General features: G+C 66.7%; 14 protein-coding genes. 9 read left to right on the top strand and 5 right to left on the bottom strand.

What is annotated here, in order from left to right; translation table 11 throughout:
* Window positions 1–10: 10 nt before the first annotated feature.
* From IAE24_RS11380 to IAE24_RS11355, 6 genes are all read left to right on the top strand, one after another.
* Window positions 11–1,813 (top strand): GspE/PulE family protein, encoded by a 1,803-nt coding sequence (locus tag IAE24_RS11380; protein ID WP_065345789.1) that lies wholly within the window; start codon window positions 11–13, stop codon window positions 1,811–1,813.
* Window positions 1,814–2,020: 207 nt separating this feature from the next.
* Window positions 2,021–2,509 (top strand): tripartite tricarboxylate transporter TctB family protein, encoded by a 489-nt coding sequence (locus IAE24_RS11375; protein ID WP_013800891.1) that lies wholly within the window; start codon window positions 2,021–2,023, stop codon window positions 2,507–2,509.
* A 15-nt stretch (window positions 2,510–2,524) separates the two neighbouring features.
* Window positions 2,525–4,036: a tripartite tricarboxylate transporter permease gene (locus IAE24_RS11370; RefSeq protein ID WP_012207191.1), complete on the top strand. Its 1,512-nt coding sequence runs from the start codon at window positions 2,525–2,527 to the stop codon at window positions 4,034–4,036.
* Window positions 4,037–4,188: 152 nt separating this feature from the next.
* Complete coding sequence (locus tag IAE24_RS11365; protein ID WP_097201498.1) at window positions 4,189–5,505, top strand: DUF3422 family protein; 1,317 nt, start codon at window positions 4,189–4,191, stop codon at window positions 5,503–5,505.
* A 157-nt stretch (window positions 5,506–5,662) separates the two neighbouring features.
* Entirely contained in the window at window positions 5,663–6,460 is a 798-nt protein-coding gene (locus IAE24_RS11360) for an SDR family oxidoreductase (protein WP_199960315.1), read from the top strand.
* Window positions 6,461–6,646: 186 nt separating this feature from the next.
* The gene (locus IAE24_RS11355) at window positions 6,647–9,397 is read left to right on the top strand and encodes a bifunctional diguanylate cyclase/phosphodiesterase (protein WP_199960314.1); all 2,751 of its coding nucleotides are present in this window, start codon (window positions 6,647–6,649) and stop codon (window positions 9,395–9,397) included.
* Here IAE24_RS11355 and IAE24_RS11350 read toward each other — a convergent pair.
* Window positions 9,372–10,274, bottom strand: a complete 903-nt coding sequence (locus IAE24_RS11350; RefSeq protein ID WP_063328192.1) for a DMT family transporter — start codon at window positions 10,272–10,274, stop codon at window positions 9,372–9,374. The two genes, IAE24_RS11355 and IAE24_RS11350, sit on opposite strands and share 26 nt — an antisense overlap.
* 136 nt (window positions 10,275–10,410) lie before the next feature.
* Between IAE24_RS11350 and IAE24_RS11345 the strand changes: the two genes are divergently transcribed.
* On the top strand, window positions 10,411–11,391 hold the full coding sequence (locus IAE24_RS11345; protein ID WP_034396808.1) for a quinone oxidoreductase family protein: 981 nt from the start codon (window positions 10,411–10,413) through the stop codon (window positions 11,389–11,391).
* Window positions 11,388–12,212, top strand: coding sequence for an NUDIX hydrolase (locus IAE24_RS11340; RefSeq protein ID WP_199960313.1), 825 nt, complete (start codon window positions 11,388–11,390; stop codon window positions 12,210–12,212). The genes IAE24_RS11345 and IAE24_RS11340 overlap by 4 nt, the downstream gene beginning before the upstream one ends.
* 6 nt (window positions 12,213–12,218) lie before the next feature.
* Here IAE24_RS11340 and IAE24_RS11335 read toward each other — a convergent pair whose 3' ends face one another.
* From IAE24_RS11335 to IAE24_RS11320, 4 genes are all read right to left on the bottom strand, one after another.
* On the bottom strand, window positions 12,219–13,883 hold the full coding sequence (locus IAE24_RS11335) for a Na/Pi cotransporter family protein (RefSeq protein ID WP_013800898.1): 1,665 nt from the start codon (window positions 13,881–13,883) through the stop codon (window positions 12,219–12,221).
* 263 nt (window positions 13,884–14,146) lie between these two features.
* Window positions 14,147–14,662 carry a signal peptidase II gene (gene lspA, locus IAE24_RS11330; protein ID WP_012207183.1) on the bottom strand — a complete coding sequence of 172 codons (516 nt, stop codon included), beginning with the start codon at window positions 14,660–14,662 and terminating at the stop codon, window positions 14,147–14,149.
* A 20-nt stretch (window positions 14,663–14,682) separates the two neighbouring features.
* Entirely contained in the window at window positions 14,683–17,538 is a 2,856-nt protein-coding gene (gene ileS, locus IAE24_RS11325; RefSeq protein WP_199960312.1) for an isoleucine--tRNA ligase, read from the bottom strand.
* A gap of 105 nt (window positions 17,539–17,643) precedes the next feature.
* Window positions 17,644–18,693, bottom strand: a complete 1,050-nt coding sequence (locus IAE24_RS11320) for a bifunctional riboflavin kinase/FAD synthetase (RefSeq protein WP_197944122.1) — start codon at window positions 18,691–18,693, stop codon at window positions 17,644–17,646.
* A 157-nt stretch (window positions 18,694–18,850) separates the two neighbouring features.
* On the opposite strand from IAE24_RS11320, the gene IAE24_RS11315 reads away from it, so the two are divergent.
* Window positions 18,851–19,408 (top strand): HNH endonuclease, encoded by a 558-nt coding sequence (locus IAE24_RS11315; RefSeq protein WP_199960311.1) that lies wholly within the window; start codon window positions 18,851–18,853, stop codon window positions 19,406–19,408.

Genomic DNA, 19,408 nt, shown 5'->3' with positions numbered 1-19,408 from the left:
GCCCAACGCCATGTCCGATCCGACCTCCACCACGCAGCCCAAACCCGCCGTTGTTCCAAGCAATCCTTCGGGGCCCCTGGACTGGCGCAGGCTGGTGCAGTGGCTGCTGGCCGATGGCGTGATCACGGCCGAAGAGGCCCAGCGCACCGTGGCGCGCTGCTCGCAGGCCGAGAGCACCCAGCATCCGCTGGTCCGGCTGGCCAACGTGGGCGTGGCCCGCGCCGGCGACGGGCGCGCGCTGGACATTGAGGAGCTGACCCAGTACCTGGCAACCCGCAGCGGCATGGCCTACCTGCGCATCGACCCGCTGCGCGTGGACGCGGGCCGCGTCGGCGAAATCATGAGCGCCAGCTATGCCGAGCGCCACAAGGTGCTGCCCGTGCAGGTATCGCCGCAGGAAGTGGTGGTGGCCACGGCCGAGCCCTTCATCGACGACTGGGTGGCCGAGGTCGAGCGCCAGGCGCGCCGCAAGGTGCGCCGCGTGCTGGCCAGTCCGCTGGACCTCAAGCGCTACACGGGCGAATTCTTTGCGCTGGCCAAATCGGTGCGCGCAGCCGAGAAGGCGGGCGGCGCCGCCAGCGCGGCCAGCTTCGAGCAGCTGGTGGAGCTGGGCAACAGCAGCAAGCAGCTCGACGCCAACGACCAGGGCGTGGTGCGCGTGGTGGACTGGCTGTGGCAATACGCCTTCGACCAGCGCGCCAGCGACATCCACATGGAGCCCCGGCGCGAGCAGGGCGTGATCCGTTTTCGCATCGACGGCGTGCTCCACCCGGTCTACCAGGTGCCCATGGGCGTGCTCAATGCCATGGTCTCGCGCGTGAAGCTGCTGGGGCGCATGGACGTGGTGGAAAAGCGCCGCCCGCAGGATGGCCGCATCAAGACCCGCAACCCGCGCGGTGACGAGGTGGAAATGCGCCTGTCCACGCTGCCCACGGCCTTTGGCGAGAAGCTGGTGATGCGGATCTTCGATCCCGACAACACGGTCAAGGACCTGGATGCACTGGGCTTCACCAGCCATGACGCCCAGCGCTGGAACGAGCTGGTGCGCCGCCCGCACGGCATCATCCTCGTGACCGGGCCCACGGGCTCGGGCAAGACCACCACGCTGTACTCCACGCTCAAGCGCGTGGCCACGGAGGCGGTCAATGTCAGCACCGTGGAAGACCCGATCGAAATGATCGAGCCCAGCTTCAACCAGACCCAGGTGCAGCCTCAGCTGGACTTCGGCTTCACCGAGGGACTGCGCTCGCTGATGCGCCAGGACCCGGACATCATCATGGTGGGCGAAATCCGCGACCTGGCCACCGCCGAAATGGCCGTGCAGGCCGCGCTGACCGGCCACCTGGTGTTCTCCACGCTGCACACCAACGATGCGCCCAGCGCCGTGAGCCGGCTGATGGAGCTGGGCGTGCCGCCCTATCTGATCAATGCCACGCTGCTCGGTGTGCTGGCCCAGCGCCTGGTGCGCACGCTGTGCCCGCAGTGCAAGCAGCGCGACGAGGAGACCTCGGCCGCCACGCTGGCCGAGGCCGTGCGGCCCTGGAAACTGTCAGGCAGCTACCAGCCCTACAAGCCCGTGGGCTGCGTGGAGTGCCGCATGACGGGCTTTCGCGGGCGCATGGGCCTGTACGAGCTGCTGACCGTGAGCGAGGCGCTCAAGCAGCAGGTCCACACCTCGCCTTCCATGGATGCGCTGCGCCGCCAGGCCGTGCAGGATGGCATGCGCCCGCTGCGCCTGGCAGGTGCCCTGCGCGTGGCCGAAGGCGTGACCACGCTGGACGAGGTCATGGCCAGCACGCCCTTGCTGGGATGACGGGCAGGCGATTGGTGGGTTGGAGCGTGAGTGCCTGCTCTGGCGCAGGCCTTTGACATGGATGGATCGGGTGCCCCCTGCTGGCACCCTTTTTCATTCATGCGGGTAGGACATGAGGGTATGCCCTTTGTAGGTGGAATCCACATCCAGACACAGTTTTTCTGAACGCAAAATCGCCGGGTCGTGATTCCGTAAGGAGACATTCTCGTGAAAATCAAGAGTCAGAAAGACTTTTTTTCGGGCGTGATGTTTTTGGTTATCGGCCTCGCTTTTGCGATCGGCGCTACCAACTACACCGTCGGCACCGGTGCCCGCATGGGCCCGGGCTACTTCCCGCTGATCCTGGGTGTGCTGATGTCCATTCTGGGCACGGCCATCTGCTTCACCGGCCTGACCAAGGGTCCTTCGGGCGGTGACAAGATCGGTAAGTGGGCGTGGAAGCAAGTGTTCTTCGTCCTGGCTGCGAACTTCGCGTTCGGCGTACTGCTGGTCGGCGTTCCCAATCTGGGCATTCCCCAGTTCGGTCTGATCGTCGCCATCTACGCGCTGGTGTTCATCGCCAGCCTGGGCGGTCATAGCTTCAAGTTCAAGGAAGTGGCAATTCTGTCCACCGTCCTTGCTGTGGGCAGCTATGTGGCCTTCGTGTGGGCACTGAATCTTCAGTTCCCCGTCTGGCCCAGCTTCATCACCGGTTAAGCAGGAGCATCGTCCGTGGAACTTTTTCAGAACCTGGCGACCGGCTTCGGCGTCGCCTTCACTTTCCAGAACCTGATCTACTGCTTCGTCGGCTGTCTGCTCGGTACGCTCATCGGCGTGCTTCCAGGCATCGGCCCCGTGGCAACGATCGCCATGCTGCTGCCAGCAACCTACGCCCTGCCTCCGGTGGCGGCGCTGATCATGCTGGCCGGTATCTACTACGGTGCGCAGTACGGTGGCTCGACCACCGCCATTTTGGTGAACCTGCCTGGTGAATCCTCGTCCGTGGTGACCGTGATCGACGGCTACCAGATGGCAAGAAAGGGGCGAGCGGGACCCGCTCTCGCTGCCGCAGGCATAGGCTCGTTCTTCGCAGGTTGCGTGGGCACCGTGATCCTGGCCGCCTTCGCGCCTCCGCTGACGGAAGTCGCCTTCAAGTTCGGCCCTGCCGAGTACTTCTCGCTGATGACCCTGGGCCTGATCGGCGCCGTGGTGCTGGCTTCGGGCTCGCTGCTCAAGGCCATTGCCATGATCGTGCTGGGCCTGCTGCTGGGCATGGTCGGCACCGACGTGAACTCCGGCGTTGCCCGCTACAGCTTCGACATTCCCGAGCTGACCGACGGTATCGACTTCGTCGTGATCGCCATGGGTGTGTTCGGCTACGGTGAAATCATTGCCAACCTGTCCAAGCCTGAAGACGAGCGCGAAGTGTTCGCCGCCAAGGTGACGGGCCTGATGCCCACGAAGGAAGACTTCAAGCACATGATTCCGGCCATGCTGCGCGGCACGGCCCTGGGTTCTGCCCTGGGTATCCTGCCCGGTGGCGGTGCCATGCTGTCGGCCTTTGCTGCCTACACGATCGAGAAGAAGACCAAGCTCAAGCCGGGCGAAGTCCCCTTCGGTCAAGGCAACATCCGCGGCGTGTGCGCTCCCGAGTCGGCCAACAACGCCGGTTCGCAGACCTCCTTCATCCCGCTGCTGACGCTGGGCATTCCGCCCAACGCCGTGATGGCGCTGATGGTGGGCGCGATGACCATCCACAACATCCAGCCGGGCCCGCAGGTGATGACCAGCAACCCCGAGCTGTTCTGGGGTCTGATCGCCTCGATGTGGATCGGCAACCTGATGCTGATCGTGCTGAACCTGCCGCTGATCGGCATCTGGATCAAGCTGCTGACCGTGCCCTACCGCTGGCTGTTCCCGTCCATCGTGCTGTTCTGCGCGATCGGCGTGTACGGTACCAACAACAACACCTGGGACGTGTGGATGGTGGGTATCTTCGGCTTCGTGGGCTATGTGTTCCACAAGCTGGGCACCGAACCGGCTCCCTTGCTGCTGGGCTTCATCCTGGGCCCGATGATGGAAGAGAATCTGCGCCGGGCGCTGCTGCTGTCGCGTGGCGACTGGAGCGTGTTCGTGACCCGTCCGATCTCGGCCGGCCTGCTGCTCGCCGCCGTGGTGCTGCTGGTGGTGGTGCTGATGCCTGCAGTGAAGAACAAGCGCGAAGAAGCATTCGTAGAGGATTGATCGCCTCAGCGTTGCAACCATGTTGCTTGACGGCCCTTCGGGGCCGTTTTTTTTGGTCAACAAGCGACGCCGGTGGAAAGCTGTTGATCCCGGATGCCTGGGAGCCGACGCGCCCGTGACTGCACAATAGCGCGCAGTCTTTCGAGGTCACGATGTCCCCACTACTGTCATCCCAGCACCCGCAGCGCGTGCTGCTGCACAACGAGATCCACGCCCGCCCGGCCGAGGAGATGCAGGCGCCGCTGGCCATCACCCACGTGGTGATGCTCACCGATGCGGCCCAGCGCGAGGCCAGCCGCGCCCATGTGGCCACCCTGCTGCGCAACCACCATCTGCCGCCGCCCGATGCGGCGACCACCCATGTGCTGATCGACCTGGGCGCCTTTCACCTGCGCTGGGAACTGCACACGGAGTTCGTCTGCTGGACCTTCAGCAAGCCCATGTCGCAGGCCGGCATGGACGATGTGCGCGAGCCCGAAGCCGCCATCGACTACGTGCCGCGCGACTGGCTGGCGGCCTTGCCCGGCCAGTGCCTGAGCGGCCTGCACCTGTGGGCCTTGCAGGAGCAGGCAATCAATGAGCCGCATCTGGTGCGCCACCTGCTGCAGGAAGACACGCTGGTGGGTGCGCGCGTGGCCGGCGATGCGGGCAAGGTCTACACCGACTTCGCCATCCATGCCGATGGCTTCTCGCGCATGCTGCTGCTGGCCGGCGAGTCATTGTCGCCACGCCGCCTGGGGCGGCTGGTGCAGCGGCTGCTGGAGATCGAGACCTACCGCATGGCGGCCCTGCTGGGCCTGCCGGCAGCCCGCCAGGCCGCTGCCGTACTGGCCACGGCCGAGCGCGATCTTGCGGCCCTGGCCCATTCCATCCGTCTTGCCGACCGCGATGCCGAGCCGGCACTGCTGGACCGGCTGACACGCCTGGCCGGGCAGGTGGAGAGCGAGTACGCCACCACGCATTCGCGCTTTTCCGCCAGCGCGGCCTATTTCGAACTGGTGGACAAGCGCATTCAGGACATCCAGGAATCGCGCATCGACGGCATACAGACCATCCGCGAGTTCATGGACCGGCGCCTGACGCCGGCGCGCAGCACCTGCGAATGGGCAGCGCGGCGGCAGAACGCGCTGTCCGAGCGCGTCTCGCGCGTCAGCAGCCTGCTGCGCACGCGGGTGGAGATCGAGCAGCAGCAAAGCAGCCAGCAGTTGCTGGGCGCCATGAACCAGCGCCAGGACATGCAGTTGAAGTTGCAGTCCACGGTGGAAGGCCTGTCCGTGGCCGCCATCACCTACTACTTCACGGGCCTGATCAGCTATCTGGCCAAGGGCGCCAAGACGCTGGGCTGGCCCTGGTCGCCGGAGAGCACGGCGGCCGTCGCCATTCCCGTGGTGGCACTGGGCGTATGGTGGTCGCTGCGCAGGCTGCACCACAGATTGTTCCGTGGCCAGCACGGGTCCGGCACGCACTGAAGGGAGCTCCCGCAGCCCCGCCCCTGCGCCTGTGTTCCCTTGCACCGGCGTTTTCGCGTTTTCACACGTTTGGCGTGAAAGCATCGAAGCCTCGCGCACAATGTGCGCTGCCGTTCTGCAAGGATCGAGCAAGGTTTTTTTTGTTCAGGAGTGAGACATGGATCTGGGAATCGCGGGCAAGTGGGCCCTGGTATGTGGCGCCAGCAAGGGACTGGGCTTTGGCTGTGCCAAGGCGCTGGCGCAAGAGGGCGTGAACCTGGTGATCAATGCGCGCAATCCCGAGGCCCTGCAGGAGGCTGCGTCCAGCCTCGCCGCCCTGGCGCCGCAGGTGAAGGTGCTGGCCGTGGCGGCCGACATCACCACCGAGGAAGGCCGCGCCGCCGTGCTGTCGGCAGCCGGCGGCCCGGGCGTGGATTTCGACATCGTCGTCACCAATGCCGGCGGCCCGCCGCCCGGTGATTTCCGCGACTGGGACCGCGCGGCCTGGCTCAAGGCCGTGGACGCCAACATGCTCACGCCCATCGAGCTGATCAAGGCCACGGTGGACGGCATGGCGGCGCGCGGATTCGGCCGCATCGTCAACATCACCTCCAGCGCCGTGAAGGCGCCCATCGACATCCTGGGCCTGTCCAATGGCGCGCGCAGCGGCCTCACGGGCTTTGTGGCGGGCCTGGCGCGCAGCGGCATCGCGGCCAAGGGCGTGACCATCAACAACCTGCTGCCCGGCAAGTTCGACACCGATCGCCTGCGCACCACCTTCACGGCCGCCGCCAACAAGAGCGGCAAGAGCCTGGACGATGTGCGCCTGGTGCAGCAATCCCAGGTGCCGGCCCGCCGCTTCGGCACGCCCGATGAATTCGGCGCCATCTGCGCCTTCCTGTGCAGCGCGCACGCAGGCTACATGACGGGTCAGAACATCCTGCCCGACGGCGGCCTGTACGCAGGAACCTTCTGATGCGCCGGTGCACTGCCTCCATGAACGGGTCCAGGGCCGGCAAGGCCCGGGAAATGGTCCCTTGCATGGTTGCGCAGTGCCGAGCGGTCCATGGGCAGGTGCAGCCTTGACAGTCCCGTTCCTGCATCGTGGCCAGCGGCCTTGCCGCAGCCTGCCCATTCCAAACGCCATGCAGGGAGCCCGGAGATGACGGGCCAGCCCCATCAGACGGACTGGGCGGCGGCCGACCCCGTCCGCGGGCCCGGCCCGGCAGCGGCCGCAAGCCCTGCGGGCATGCGCCATACCCTGGCGCTGATGCTGGTGCTGCTGACGGTGGCCCTGGCGGCCGCCATGGTCTGGCTGCTCAGCGGCATGCGGACCACGGCGCAGGAAGAGGCTTCGCTGCGCCTGGTGCGCTTTGTGCTGGGTACCGAGGCGGCCATCAGCCGCAGCCTGGAATCCCTGGACGCCCTGGCGCTGGGCGTGGATGAACTGCTGGGTTCGCGCAACCCCGCATCGGCATCGCAGCCGCAACTGCAGGAAATGCTGCACACCATGGTGCGGCAGAACACGCTGGCGCAGCGCGCCTCGGTGCACGATATCCAGGGCCGGGAACTGGCCGCTTCGGGCGATGGCCCGGTCATCGACCTGCCTGCGCAGGCCTGGGAGCGCCTGGCGGGCCAAAGCCGCTCCGAATTGCTGGCAAGTCCACCCTCCGTCGCGCCGCAGGTGCCGGGTGGCGAGCGCATGCTGTACCTTGTGCGGCCCCTGAGCCGGGCGGAGCAGGGCGGCTATGTGCTGATGCAGGTGCCGGCTGCGGCGCTGGGTGCCGTGCTGGCACAGGGCGGTGTGTTGGACGGCCTGGAGGTCACGCTGGAGCAGGGCAGCGGCGAGCTGCTGCTGTCCATGCCCCAGTATGGCGATGTCGCCGCTGTGCGGCTGCTGCCGACGACGTCGCAGCTGCCGTCCAGCGGCGTCATGCACATGGCCGCACGCCTGAGCCGCGTGCCCGCCCTGGTGGCTGCGCATCCGCTGCCCAAGGGACATCTGTGGGTCACGGCCAGCCTGCCCATGTCCTCCGTGCTGGCCGGCTGGCGCGTGGCTGCCTGGCTGATGGTGCTGGCCGTGATGATCTTCGGCGTGCTGCTGGCCGTGCTGGGCTGGACCGTGCACCGCTACATGGACCGCCTGCATGCCGCGCGGCGCCAGGCCCAGCGGTCCGAGCAGTGGCTGGACCAGGCGCTGGACAGCATGGTCAGCGGCTTTCTGCTGCTGGATTCGCAGCAGCGCGTGCTGCGCTGGAACCGCTGCTACGAGGAAATGTTCCCCTGGCACGCGGACCAGCTGGAGCCTGGACGGCCCCTGCAATCGCTGCTCGATTCCTGCCCCAGCGCCGTGGGTCTGGCGGCGGCGCCGGCGCAGGCCGACGAGGCCAAGGACCTGCACCGCCAACTGGTGCTGCGGCCTGGCGTGCCCTTTGAGCAGCAACTGCCCAGCGGCCGCTTTGTCCAGATGACGGCACGGCTGGCCGCCGAGGACGGCGTGGTCATCACCTACAACGATGTCACCGATATCCGGCTGGCCACGGCCGAGATCGAGAGCCTGGCCTTCTACGATCCGCTGACCAGCCTGCCCAATCGCCGCCTGCTGCTGGACCGCCTGGCCCAGGCCACGGTGCTGGCCGCACGCGAAGGCTGGACCGGGGCGCTGCTGTTCCTGGACCTGGACCAGTTCAAGATGCTCAACGACACGCTGGGCCACGAAGTGGGCGACCAGCTGCTGCAGCAGGTGGCACACCGCCTGCGCAGCGCCGTGCGATCTTCGGACACGGTGGCGCGCCTTGGGGGGGATGAGTTCGTGGTCATGCTCTGCGAGCTGTCGCACGAGCCTGCCGAGGCGGCCACGCTGGCCCAGCGCATTGGCGAGAAAATCCTGGCGCGGCTCAACCAGTCCTATGTGCTGGGCGCCCACCTGCACCGCAGCGCCTGCAGCATTGGCGCCACGCTGTTCGGCCGCCAGCCGCAGTCGGCGGCCGAGCTGCTCAAGCAGGCCGACATCGCCATGTACCAGATCAAGGCGCGCAACGGCAGCGGCCTGTGCTTCTTCGATCCGCAGATGCAGGTGGAAATCCACCAGCGCGTGCGCATGGAAGGCGACCTGCGCCAGGCGCTGGCGCAGTCCCAGTTCGAGCTGCACTACCAGCCCCAGTTCACGCTGGCCGGCGAGGTCATAGGCGCCGAAGCCCTGCTGCGCTGGCGCCACCCCGAACGCGGCCTGGTGCCGCCCGGCATGTTCATTGCCGTGGCCGAGGAAAGCGAGATCATCGTGCCGCTGGGCATGTGGGTGATCCGCACGGCCTGCGAGCAACTGGCGATCTGGCAAAAGGATGCGCGGCTGCGCCATCTGCAGGTGGCCGTGAATGTCAGTGCCCGCCAGTTCCGGCACCAGGACTTTGCCTCCCAGGTCATCGAGCAGGTGCGCAATGCCGGCATTGCGCCCCATCTGCTCAAGCTGGAGCTGACCGAGTCGCTGGTGATCGAGAACGTGCAGGAGTCCATCGACAAGATGAAGCAGCTGCGCAGCCATGGCGTGTGCTTTTCCATGGATGACTTCGGCACTGGTCACTCCTCGCTGACCTATCTCACCCAGCTGCCGCTGAACCAGCTCAAGATCGACCAGTCCTTCGTGCGCCACCTGGGCTTGCGCCATACCGATGACGTGATCGTGCAGACCATCATCGGCATGGCGCGCAACCTGAACCTGGATGTGATCGCCGAAGGCGTGGAGACCCTGGAGCAGCGCGCCCTGCTCGCGCATTACGGCTGCGAGTATTTCCAGGGCTACCTGTTCAGCCCGCCCGTGCCCATACGCGCGTTCGAGCAGCTGCTGGCCAAGGTGCCCGTGCGCACCGTGGCGCATGGCCTGCCAAAGGCTATGCCCGGCGCGAAGACACCATGATGCCGCCCACGATGAGCGCGAAGGCCAGCCCGTGGTACAGCTGCGGCGTCTGGCCCAGCAGCGGAATGGACAGCAAGGCGGTGAACAGGGGCATCAGATTGCCGAAGAAGCCCGCCACCGCAGGGCTGCTGCGCTGCACGCCCAGGCCCCAGAAGCGATAGGCCAGGATGGCCGGCCCGATGGCGATGAACAGCAGGGCGCCCAGCAGCGGCCACCCTGCCTGAAGGTGAAACCGCCCCGATGCGGCCTCCAGCCCCGTGAACAGGCCGGACCACATCAGGCCGAAGACCATCTGTGCCAGCAGAAAGCCCGACCAGTCCGCGCGCAGCTGTCCTGACACGCTGGTCCTGGACAGCAGCCACGTATAGAAGGCCCACAGGATCGTGGCCAGCACCATGAACAGGTCGCCCGGCACCAGCTGCAGCTGGCGCAGCACCTGCGGATCGCCGCGCGACAGCACCACGGCCACGCCCAGCACCGACAGCCCGGCCCCCAGCAACTGGCGGCGGCTCACGGCAATGCCCCAGCAGATGCGGCCCACGGCCAGCATCCACACCGGCATGCTGGAGCCGACCAGGGTGGCATTCAGCGGCGTCGATGTTTTCAGCGCCAGGTACAGCAGGGCGTTGTAGCAGCCGATGCCCAGCAATCCCAGCAGCGCGAACTGGCGCCACTGCGGCCAGACGGCGCTGTCCCGGCGCAGCACCCATCCCGCCAGCGGCAGCAGCAGCATGAAGGCAATGGCCCAGCGCAGGAAATTCAGCGCGAAGGGCGAGATCAGGTCATGGACCATGCGGCCCACGATGGCATTGCCGGCCCACAGCAGCGGCGGCAGCGTCAGGATGGCGGCGGTGGAAGGCTTCAGCGGCTGGCTCATCGGGATCATCCGGCTTTCGGGCTCGCCACTATAGGCGTTGCGCGCTCTTTGCGCCGAGCATGCGTTGCCGTCTTCCGCGAGGCGGGCCGAAACATGGCACGATGCCGCTCTTGTCGCTTTTTGCAGGAGTGCTCCCATGGGTATTGCAGTGCAGATCCGCCACAACGGCGGCCCCGAAGTCCTGGAGCTGGTGCAGGTCGCCGTGGGCGAGCCCGGGCCAGGCGAGGTACGCATACGCCACCATGCGGTGGGCCTGAACTTCATCGATGTGTACCAGCGCTCGGGCCTGTACTCGCTGCCCATGCCCCTGAGCCTGGGCATGGAAGGCGCAGGCGTGGTCGAGGCCGTGGGGGCCGGCGTGGAGCACCTGGGCGTGGGCGACCGCGTGGCCTATGCGAGCAATCCGCCGGGCAGCTACAGCGAAGTGCGCGTCATGCCCGCCATGTGCGTGTGCCGCCTGCCCGATGCCATTGCGTTCGAGACGGCCGCCGCCATGATGCTCAAGGGCCTGACCGCCCAGTACCTGCTCAAGAAATGCATTCCGGTCGAGGGCCTGGCACCGGGTGATGCCGTGCTGTTCCATGCGGCGGCCGGTGGCGTGGGCCTGATCGCCTGCCAATGGGCCAGGGCCCTGGGCCTGCAGCTCATCGCCACTGCAGGCTCGGACGAGAAGTGCGCGCTGGCCCTGGCCAACGGTGCAGCCCATGCCATCAACTACCGCAGCGAGAACTTCGCCGAGCGCGTGCAGGAGATTACGGGCGGCCAGGGTGTGAAGGTGGTCTACGACAGCGTGGGCAAGGACACCTGGGAAGGCTCGCTGGCCTGCCTGCGGCGCTTCGGCCTGTTGGTGAGCTTCGGCAACGCCTCGGGCCCCGTGGCGCCTTTTGCTCCTGCCGTGCTGGCGGCCAAGTCGCTGTATGTGACGCGCCAGACCCTGTTCTCCCACATCACCAGCCGCGAGGCCACCCAGGCGATGGCCGACGATCTGTTCGCCGTGGTGGAAAGCGGTGCCGTGAAGATCCATATCGACCAGCGCTATCCGCTGGCCGAGGTGCGCCAGGCCCACCTGGACCTGGAGGCACGCAAGACCACCGGCTCGACCATCCTGCTGCCATGAGTGTGTCAAAGCACCTTGCCGACCCGGCCGTGAAGGCCTGGCTGGACCGCCTGCGCGCCGACACGCGCCAGCCCGCGCTGCAGCCGCGCCGGCCATTGCTGGTGGCGGGGCAGGAAACTGGTTCGCTGGAAGACGGCCTGGCCGCGCTGCTGCCGGACGATGTGATGCATGCCCACGGCGTGGCACTGCGCCTGCAGGCCGACCAATGGCATCTGCAAGGCCAGGGCGATGCCACGGTCCTGCTCAACGCCCTTGCCCGGGTGCTGCGTGCCACGGGCCACAGCGGCCCCTGGCGCGATGAGCAACTGGCCGTGTGCAACGTCCAGGGCCAGCGCATTGCCACCGTGGAGCGCGGCGCCGTGCGCCCGCTGGGCATTGCCACCCAGGCCGTGCATCTGGTGGGCGAGACGGCCGATGGCCGCATCTGGGTGCAGCAGCGCGCCGACAACAAGCCCACCAACCCCGGCATGTGGGACACGCTGATGGGCGGCATGGTGGCCGCGTGCGATACCGTGGCCGAGGCCGTGGAGCGTGAAACCTGGGAAGAGGCCGGCCTGCGCGTGGCCGAGCTGCAGGGCCTGCGCCATGGCGGCCATGTGCTGTTCGAGCGCCCCAGCGACGAGGCCGAGGGCCGGGGCTTCATGCGCGAGCGCATCGACTGGTTCGGCGCCACCGTGCCGCCGGCGCTGGAGCCCGGCAACCAGGATGGCGAGGTCCAGGCCTTTGCGCTGATCGAGCGCGGCCAGCTTGTCGAATGGCTGCTGCAGGGCCGCTTCACGCCCGAGGCCGCCCAGGTGCTGGCGGCCTGGCTGGGCTGGTGAAACGCGTCAGCGCGCCGTCTTGTTCAGTGCCGATTCCTTGAGCCGGCTGGGCGCCAGGGCGCCGGCCGATTCGAGGATGGGGTAGGCCACCGAGCACAGCAGCGAGTTGATGCGCTTGAGGTCGCTGATCAGGTCAATGTGCAGCGAGCTGGTCTCTATGCTGGAGACGGTGTTGTCGGACAGGCGCGCCAGGTGGGTGGCCGAGTAGGCCAGCTCCAGGTCGCGGAAACGCGCCTTTTCCTCCAGCAGCTTCTGCGCCTCGCGCACATTGCCGTTGAGGAACACGCTCATCGCCAGGCGCAGGTTGTCCAGCAGGTGGTGCAGCAGCTCGCGGATCTCCTGCGTGCCGGCCTCGGAGAACTGGCGGCCCTTCTTGATCTTCTTGTCCTCGATGTCCAGCAGCACGCGCTCGATGATGTCGCCGATCTGCTCCATGTTGATGGTGAAGCTGATGATTTCCGTCCAGCGCTGGCCCTCGCGCTCATCCAGTTCGGCGCGCGAGATCTTGGTCATGTAGTACTTGATGGCCGAGTACAGATCGTCCACCGTGCCTTCAAGCTCGCGCAGCTCCTGGGACAGCTTGAGGTCGTCGGTCTCCAGCACGCGCTGCATGCCGATCAGCATGGACTCGACCATGTCGGCCTGGTGCAGGGCCTCGCGCGCGGCGCAGGAAATGGCCAGCGACGGCGTGCTCAGCGCCGACGGGTCCAGGTGGCGGGGCCGCAGCAGGCTGGTGGAACTGGCCTCGGGCTTGGGCAGCAGGGCCGTCACCCAGCGCGCCACGGTCTGCGTCAGGCCGATGAAGCACAGGCTGTTGAAGATGTTGAAGGCCAGGTGGAACAGCACGATGTTCTGGCCCTTGCCGTCGATCATCGGCATCACGTAGGTGGCCCACAGCCCCAGGAAGGGCGCCACGATGGCCACCCCCATGATCTTGAACAGCATGTTGCCGATGGTGACCTGGCGCACTTCGGTGCTGGACTTGGCCGTGGTCAGCACGGCCACCAGGCCGCTGCCGATATTGGCACCCAGCGTCAGGCCCAGCGCCACTTCCATGGGAATCGCGCCCGAGCTGGCCATGGCCGCGATCAGCAGCACGATGGCCAGGCTGGAATAGGCCATCACGGCCAGCAGCGCACCCAGCAGCAACTCCATGAAGATATCGCTGGTGACCGAGCCCAGCAGGGTGCGCACGGCGGGGGCTTCCAGCAGCGGCTCGGTGGCCTCGACCACCAGGCGCAGGGCCAGCAGCATCACGCCCAGGCCGATCAGCACGCGGCCTATGCGCCCGGCCGTGGTGTCCTGGCGGGTGATGAACAGCACCACGCCCACGAAGATGAACAGCGGCGACAGCCAGGACAGGTCGGTGGAGAACAGCACGGCCATCAGCGCCGTGCCCACGTCGGCGCCGCGCATCACGGCCAGCGCGGCCGGCAGCGAGATCAGGCCCTGGCCCACGAAGGCCGAGGTCATCAGCGAGGTGGCCGTGCTCGACTGCACCAGCGCAGTCACGCCCAGGCCCGACAGCGCAGCCGAGAAACGGTTGCTCATGCTGTGGGCGAGCAGGTCGCGCAGATTGGCGCCGAACACCCGCAACACGCCGGTGCGGACCATGTGCGTGCCCCAGACCAGCAGGGCGATGGCGGCCAGTAGATTGAGTAAGTGCTTCATGTGCTGTGAGCGGAGAAGCGGACCAATATAACCCCGGTCCCGGCTTGCGCGCAGGAGAGTCGGCCGCATGAGCGCACAGTTTGGTGCGAAATAAAGAAAATTGTAGAAATAAAACGAATCAAAAAGAATTTCGGTTGACCAAAAACGCACTCAGGAAAACCCGAGGAGAAAGCCCGTCGGCACGCAGTTGGCGGCAGCCTCCATGAAAAAGCCCCTCGCAGGAGGGGCTGGGCTGGCTGTCGTGGCTTGCGCCGCGGCGGGGATCAGGTTCTTTTGGCCCGCCGTGCGCGCAGCACCTCGTCCAGGATCAGCAGGGCCGCGCCCACGCTGATGGCGATGTCGGCGGCATTGAAGGCCGGAAAGTGCGAACGGCCCCAGTAGAAGTCCAGGAAGTCCACCACGTAGCCGTGCTGCAGGCGGTCCACCACGTTGCCGATGGCGCCGCCCAGGATGCTGGCCAGCGAGAAGCAAAACAGCTTCTGCCCCGGATGCTTGCGCAACTGCCAGACGATGAGCAGCGTGGCCGCCACGCCGATGCCCACGAACAGCCAGCGCTGCCAGCCGCCCGCTCCGGCCAGGAACGAGAAGGCCGCGCCCGTGTTGTGGGCCCGCACGATGTTGAAGAAGCCCGTGATCGGCGTCCAGTCGCCCAGCTGGTAGGCACCAAGGATCCACTGCTTGGTGAGCTGGTCGATGGCGATGATCGCCAGCGACCAGGCCAGCCAGGGCCAGATGCGGCTGTTGCGGGATTCGGGGACCGCAGCAAAGGTAGGGGTCATGGCAGCGCCTCAGGGGTTGATTACGCCTTGTGGCGCTCTTCGCCAGCACCGTGCAGGTTGCTGTCGCAACGGCCGCACAGGCTGGGATGCTCGGGGTTGATGCCCACGTCGGCGCGGTAGTGCCAGCAGCGGTCGCACTTGGCGTGGCTGCTGGGTGTGACGGCGGCCTGCAGGGCCTCGCCTGCCAGGGCCTCGGCCGCCGAGGTGATGAAGACGAACTTCAGGTCGTCGCCCAGGCTTTGCAGCAGGGCCAGGTCTTCGGGCTGGGCCGAGACAGTGACTTCGGCCTGCAGCGAGGAGCCGACCCGGCCTTCGGTGCGCACGGCCTCGATGTCCTTGTTCACCACGTCGCGGATCTCGCGCAGGCGCGCCCACTTGGCCAGCAGGGCCTCGTCACCGGCCGGCAGGTCGGTGTAGGTCTCCAGGAAGATGGACTCGCTGTCGCCGAAGACCTTCCAGGCCTCTTCGGCCGTGAAGGACAGGAAGGGCGCCATCCAGCGCAGCATGGCATGCGTGATCTGGTGCAGGGCGGTCTGGGCGCTGCGGCGGGCCAGGCTCTTGGGCGCGCTGGTGTACAGGCGGTCCTTGAGCACGTCCAGGTAGAAGCCGCCCAGGTCTTCCGAGCAGAACAGCTGCAGCTTGGCCACCACGGGGTGGAATTCATAGACCTTGTAGTGGGCCAGCAGCTCAGCCTGGAACTGGGCCGCGCGGGCCAGGGCCCAGCGGTCGATTTCCAGCAGCTCTTCGGTGGGAACCGAGTCCTGCGCAGCATCGAAGTCGCTGACGTTGGCCAGCAGGAAGCGCAGCGTGTTGCGGATGCGGCGGTAGGCGTCCACCACGCGGGCCAGGATCTTGTCGTCGATGCCCAGGTCGCCCGAGTAGTCGGTCGAGGCCACCCACAGGCGGATGATCTCGGCGCCCATCTTGTTGCTCACGTCCTGCGGGGCGACGGTGTTGCCCAGCGACTTGGACATCTTCTTGCCCTGGCCGTCCACGGTGAAGCCGTGCGTCAGCAGGCCGCGGTAGGGCGCGCGCCCGAAGATGGCCGAGGCCAGCAGCAGCGACGAATGGAACCAGCCGCGGTGCTGGTCATGGCCTTCCAGGTAGAGGTCGGCCTCGGGGCCCTGGTCGTGGTGCATTTCGGCGTGCGTGCCGCGCATCACGTGCCAGAAGGTGGAGCCGGAGTCGAACCAGACTTCGAGGATGTCGGTGCTCTTGGTGTAGTGCACGGCCTCCTCGGCGCCCAGGATGTCCTCGGCCGTCATGCGACTCCAGGCCTCGATGCCACCCTGCTCGACCATGGCGGCCGCCTGGTCGATGATCTCCATGGTGCGCGGGTGCAGCTCGCCGCTGTCCTTGTGCAGGAAGAAGGGCAGGGGCACGCCCCAGCTGCGCTGGCGCGAGATGCACCAGTCGGGGCGGCCGGCGATCATGTCGCGCAGGCGGGTCTTGCCGTTCTCCGGGTAGAACTGGGTGTGCTCGATGGCCTCCAGCGCGATCTGGCGCAGCGTCTGCGCGGGCTTGTCGCCGGGCTTGGTGAACACGCCCTCGCCCTCGTCCATGCGAATGAACCACTGGGCTGCGGCGCGGTAGATCACGGGCGTCTTGTGGCGCCAGCAGTGCGGGTAGCTGTGGCTGATGGTCTTGGTGTCCATCAGGCGGCCGGCCAGCTTGAGCGCGTCGATGATGGCGGGCGTGGCCTTCCAGATGTGCTGGCCGCCGAACAGCGGCAGCTCGGGCGCGTAGACGCCGTTGCCCTGCACGGGGCTCAGGATGTCTTCGCGCGTCATGCCGTTGTTCATGCAGCTGTTGAAGTCGTCCACGCCATAGGCGGGGGCCGAGTGCACGATGCCGGTGCCGTCATCGGCCGTGGCGTAGTCGGCCAGGAACACGGGCGAGACGCGGTCGAAGCCCTTGTCCATATCGGCCAGCGGGTGCTTGAACTGCAGGTGGTCCAGCTTCCTGCCCACGGCGGTGGCGACGACCTGGCCTTCGAGCTTCCAACGTGCCAGGCACTTCTCGACCAGGGCCGAGGCCACGATCAGCAGGCCGCGCTCGGTGTCCACCAGGCTGTATTCCAGCTCGGGGTTGACGTTGAGCGCCTGGTTGGCGGGGATGGTCCAGGCCGTCGTCGTCCAGATGACGATGAAGGCTGGCTTGACCAGCGAGGGCAGGCCGAAGGCGGCAGCCAGCCTGTCGGGCTCGGCCGTGGGGAACATCACGTCCAGTGTCTGGCTTTGCTTGTCGGCGTATTCGATCTCGAACTCGGCCAGCGAGGAGCCGCAGTCAAAGCACCAGTACACGGGCTTCAGGCCACGGTAGACGAAGCCGCGCTCCATGACGCGCTTGAGGGCGCGCAGCTCGGCGGCCTCGTTGGCGTAGTTCATGGTCTTGTAGGGATGGTCCCAGTCGCCGAGCACGCCCAGGCGCTTGAAGTCCACCATCTGCTGGGCGATCTGCTCGGTGGCGAAGGCGCGGCTCTTGGCCTGCATCTCGTCGCGCGGCAGGTTGCGGCCATGCAGCTTTTCGATGGCGTTCTCGATGGGCAGGCCGTGGCAGTCCCAGCCCGGCACGTACAGCGCGTCGAAGCCTTCGAGCTGGCGGCTCTTGACGATCATGTCCTTGAGCGCCTTGTTCACCGCGTGGCCGATGTGGATCTTGCCGTTGGCGTAGGGCGGGCCGTCATGCAGGATGAACTTGGGCGCACCGTGGCGCGCGTCGCGCAGCTTCTTGTAGAGCCCCTTGTCCTCCCATTCCTGGACCCAGCCCGGCTCGCGCTTGGGCAGGTCGCCGCGCATGGGGAAGGGTGTGTCGGGCATGTTCAGCGTGGCGCGATAGCCCGCATTGGCGTTGGGAGAGACTTTCGAATCAGACATGGAGAACCTTGAAAGCAGGCCAGAGCCCGGACCGTCTGGTCCAGGCACGGAAAAAGGGGAGGAAAGCCTGGTGCGCACCCGCGCCCGGGCAGGTGACGGAGAGCGTCAAATTCGGTCGCGCGTGGTCTGGCGACGGGTCTCGGTGTAGATGGGCGTGTGGATGGTGGCGAAGAACGCGCGCGCGTCATCGCAGTCCTTGGCGATGCCGGCGGTGAGGGCGTCGAGACTGTCGTACTTCAGCTCGTCGTGCAGTTTGTGCAGAAGTTCCACGCGGATGATTTTACCGTAGGCCTCTTCGCCTCCCGGCGCGCCGGGCCAATCGAGGCAGTGGGTTTCCAGCAGGACGCGCCCGCCGTTGACATCCGTCGGGTCCAGGGAAGGGCGCACGCCGAGGTTGGCCACGCCGCGCAGCGGTCGTTCATTCAGGCCATGGACCAGCACGGCGAAGATGCCGCTGGCCGCAGGCTTCCAATGGTTGAAGCGCAGGTTCAGCGTGCGAAAGCCATCGCCCGCGCCCTGGCGGCTTTCGGCCAGGCTGCGGCCCAGCTTTCGGCCGTGCACCACATGGCCGGAGATGGTGTAGGGATGGCCCAGCAGCCGCGCTGCGTCCTGCATGCGCCCCTCGGCCAGGGCTGCGCGCACATGGGTGCTGGACACGCGCAGGCCGTGCACCTCGTAGCTGTTCATGCGGGCCACGTCAAAGCCCTGGCGCTGGCCTGCCGCATCCAGCATGGCGTAGTCGCCCGCACGCTGGGTGCCGAAGCGGAAGTCGTCGCCAACCAGCACGTATTTCGCGCCTAGGCCCGCCACCAGCACTTCGTCGATGAAGGCCTGCGGCGACTGGCTGGCCAGCGCCTGGTTGAAGGGCAGCACCACGGTCTGGTCCACCCCGCAGCGCTCCAGCTCCGACAGCTTGTCGCGCAACGTGCCTATGCGCGCCGGAGCGATTTCAGGCCGTCCAAGGGTCTGGGCGAAGTAGTCGCGCGGATGGGGCTCGAAGGTCAGCACGCAGGTGGGCACGCCGCGCTGTGCAGCCTCGGCCGACAGCAGGGCCAGCATGGCCTGGTGGCCGCGATGGACACCATCGAAATTGCCGATGGTCACGGCGCAGGCCGATTCCCGCCCTGGATGGTTGAAGCCTCGAAAAATCTTCATGGGACGCTTTGTTTTCAATAGCGGCTGGCACGCGCGCAGCCAGCGCGGGCTGTCAATCCGACATGGAAACAGAGTATATTGCCTCGATAAGGCCTGCCTTGCAGGCCCTGTGCACTGGCTGCATTCCCGTTCACTTTGGTGTCAGAGGAGGCGTGTCGTGAAGGTCTTGAAGCTGTCGGCCCAAGGGCTGCCCCAATCCTGGATCACGCTGGAGCAGGCGGCGCTGCATTACGCGGCGGACGATGTGCGCTGGGAGTCCGGCGGAGAGGTCGCCTGTTTCCGCGGTGGTCACAATGCCGTCACGGGCTGCCAGTCAGTCATCCACATCAACAGCATCATCGGCACGCGCGGGGCACCTGCCATCAATCCGCACAGCCTGCAGCCCGGCCTGACCAATGGCAAGCTGTTCGCACGCGACCGCTGCATCTGCGCCTATTGCGGCCGGGTCTTTCATGAAAACGACCTCACGCGCGAGCACATCGTGCCCATCTCCGCAGGGGGAGGCCACCAGTGGATGAACCTGGTGACGGCCTGCCGTTCCTGCAATCACCGCAAGGGTGCCCGCACACCTGAGCAGGCGCGCATGCCGCTGCTCTATACGCCCTATATACCCAGCCTCTGGGAAGACTTCATCCTGCGCAACCGGCGGATCCTGGCCGATCAGATGGAGTTCCTGATCGCCCATGTGCCCAAGTCATCGCGGCTGCTTGTATAG

Source organism: Delftia sp. S65, from assembly GCF_016516495.1.
Lineage (GTDB): Bacteria > Pseudomonadota > Gammaproteobacteria > Burkholderiales > Burkholderiaceae_C > Comamonas > Comamonas acidovorans.
This window is presented reverse-complemented; position numbering and strand designations above follow the sequence as displayed.